This window comes from Streptomyces sp. NRRL S-378 (assembly GCF_000720645.1).
Classification (GTDB): Bacteria; Actinomycetota; Actinomycetes; order Streptomycetales; family Streptomycetaceae; genus Streptomyces.
Window position 1 is genome coordinate 1 of sequence record NZ_JOBX01000151.1, and the last position, 2660, is coordinate 2660.

A 2660-nucleotide genomic window follows, 5' to 3' on the forward strand; every position below is an offset into this window, starting at 1 on the left:
AGGTCGCCGGTACGGAGGAGCTGCTGTCCCCGGACTACTGGGTCCGTCATGTCCGTGACGCCGTCCGCTTCGCCGACGGCATCCGCACCCTCCAGGAGCTGGGTACCGGCGTCTTCCTGGAGCTGGGCCCCGGCGGCGTCCTCACCGCCATGGGCCAGGAGTCCGCCGACGCCGCCACGGACCCGGTGTTCGTGCCGTTCCTGCGGACCGGCGGCCGCCGCGTGGACCTGCCGACCTACGCCTTCCAGCGTGAACGCTTCTGGCTCGAAGGCACGGCCGGTGCCGGCGACGTGTCCGGGGCCGGTCTCGCGGGAGCGGAGCACCCGCTGCTCGGCGCCGTCACCCGCCTCCCCGACTCCGGCGGCGTGCTCGCCACGGGTCTGCTCTCCCTCCGCACCCAGCCCTGGCTGGCCGACCACGCCGTCAACGGCACGATCCTCGTGCCCGGCGCAGCCCTGGTCGAGCTCGTCGTCCGGGCCGGCGACGAGGTGGGCGCGAGCCTCCTCGACGAACTCGTCATCGAGGCCCCGCTCGTCCTGCCCGAGAAGGGCGGGGTCCGCGTCCAGGTCGTCGTCGCCGGACCCGCCGACGGACTGCGCGCCGTCAGCCTCTACTCCGCCGCCCAGGACGCCGCCCCCGAGACCCCCTGGACCCGCCACGCCGTCGGCGCACTCTCCGAAAGCGCCCCCGCCGCCCAGGACTTCGATTTCACCACCTGGCCCCCCGCCGGAGTGGAGAAGATCGACCTCGGCGGGTTCTACGAGGGCCGCGCCGCCGCCGGACTGCACTACGGCCCGCTGTTCCAGGGCGTACGGCACGCCTGGCGCCGGGGCGATGAGGTTTTCGCCGAGATCGCCCTGCCGCAGGACGCCGAGAGGGAGCGCTTCGGCCTCCACCCGGCTCTCCTCGACGCCGCCCTGCAGTCCAGCACCTTCTGCCCCGGGCAGGAGGCCGACGCCGAACAGACCCGGCTCCCGTTCGCCTGGAACCGGATCGCCCTCCATGCCTCGGGTGCCGCCGGGCTGCGCGTCCGCGCCGTGCCCGCCGGCTCCGACGGCGTCAGCCTGGAACTGGCCGACCAGACCGGCGCACCCGTCGCCACCGTCGGCCGGATGGTGCTGCGCGCCGTCTCCACCGAGCAGCTCGGCGCCACCCGCACCCCGATCCACGACGCCCTCTTCCAGGTCGCCTGGAACCCGGTGGAGCTTCCCGAGACAGGCCCCGAAGGCCTCACCGGTTTCGTCCTCGCGGACGTCACCGAGCCGGTCGTCGCAGGCCCCGAGGGGGTACGAGAGCTGGCCGGCCGGGTGCTCGCGGCACTCCAGCACCAGCCCACCGAGGACGCCCGCCTCGCCGTCCTCACCCGCGACCCGGTCACCGACGCCGCCGCCTCCGCCGTCTGGGGCCTGGTGCGCTCCGCGCAGTCGGAGAACCCCGACTCCGTCGTGCTCATCGCCCTCGACGACGACCAGGCCTCCCGCGACGCCCTGCCCGCCGCCCTCGCCACCGGCGAACCGCAGCTGGCCGTGCGCGCCGGACTCGCCTCCGCGCCGCGCCTGGCCCGCGCCACCGGGGCCGACGCCCTGCCCGTCCCGGCGAACACGGAAGCCTGGCACCTGGACGTCACCGCAGCAGGCACCCTGGAGAACCTGGCGCTGCTGCCCAGCCCCGAGGTGGGTGAACCGCTCGCCGAGGGCCAGGTCCGCATCGCGGTCCGCGCCGCCGGCCTGAACTTCCGCGACGTCCTCATCGCGCTCGGCATGTACCCGGGCAAGGCCCACTTCGGTGGCGAAGGTGCGGGCGTGGTCATGGAGGTCGGGCCCGGCGTCACCACGCTCGCCCCCGGCGACCGTGTGATGGGCCTGCTGCGCGACGGTTTCGGCCCGCAGGCCCTCGCCGACCACCGCAACCTCGTACGGATGCCGGCCGGCTGGACCTACGAGCAGGCCGCCACCGTCCCGATCGTCTTCACCACGGCCTACTACGGCCTCTTCGACCGGGCCGGACTCACCGCCGGTGAGAGCGTCCTCGTGCACGCCGCCGCCGGTGGGGTGGGTATGGCCGCCGTCCAGCTCGCCCGGCACTTCGGCGCCGAGGTCTTCGGCACCGCCAGCCCCGGCAAGTGGGACACCCTGCGCGCCGGCGGCCTGGACGACGCGCACATCGGCAACTCCCGCACCCTGGAGTTCAAGGAGCGGTTCCTCGCCGCCACCGGAGGCCGCGGTGTGGACGTGGTCCTCGACGCCCTCGCCCACGAGTTCGTGGACGCCTCCCTCGAACTGCTGCCGCGCGGCGGCAGGTTCCTGGAGATGGGCAAGACCGACATCCGCGACCCGCAGCAGGTCGCCGCCGCCCACCCGGGCGTCGCCTACCAGGCGTTCGACCTCGTGGAGGCGGGCCCGGACCGGGTCCAGGAGATCCTCTCCGAGCTGGTCCTGCTCTTCGAGCAGGGCTCCCTGCAGCCACTGCCGGTCAAGGTCTGGGACGTCCGCAAGGCCCCCGAAGCCTTCCGCTACGTCAGCCAGGCCCGTCACATCGGCAAGGTCGCCCTCAGCGTCCCGCGCGCTCTGGACGGTGAGGGTACGGCGCTGGTCACGGGTGGTACGGGGACGCTGGGCCGGTTGGCGGCCCGTCACCTGGTCACCGAGCACGGTGTGCGG

General features: G+C 74.3%; 1 protein-coding gene. It reads left to right on the plus strand.

What is annotated here, in order from left to right:
• Positions 1-2660, plus strand: a 2660-nt coding sequence (locus tag IH80_RS0138130) for a polyketide synthase dehydratase domain-containing protein (RefSeq protein ID WP_030966498.1), incomplete at both ends; no start/stop codon positions are given.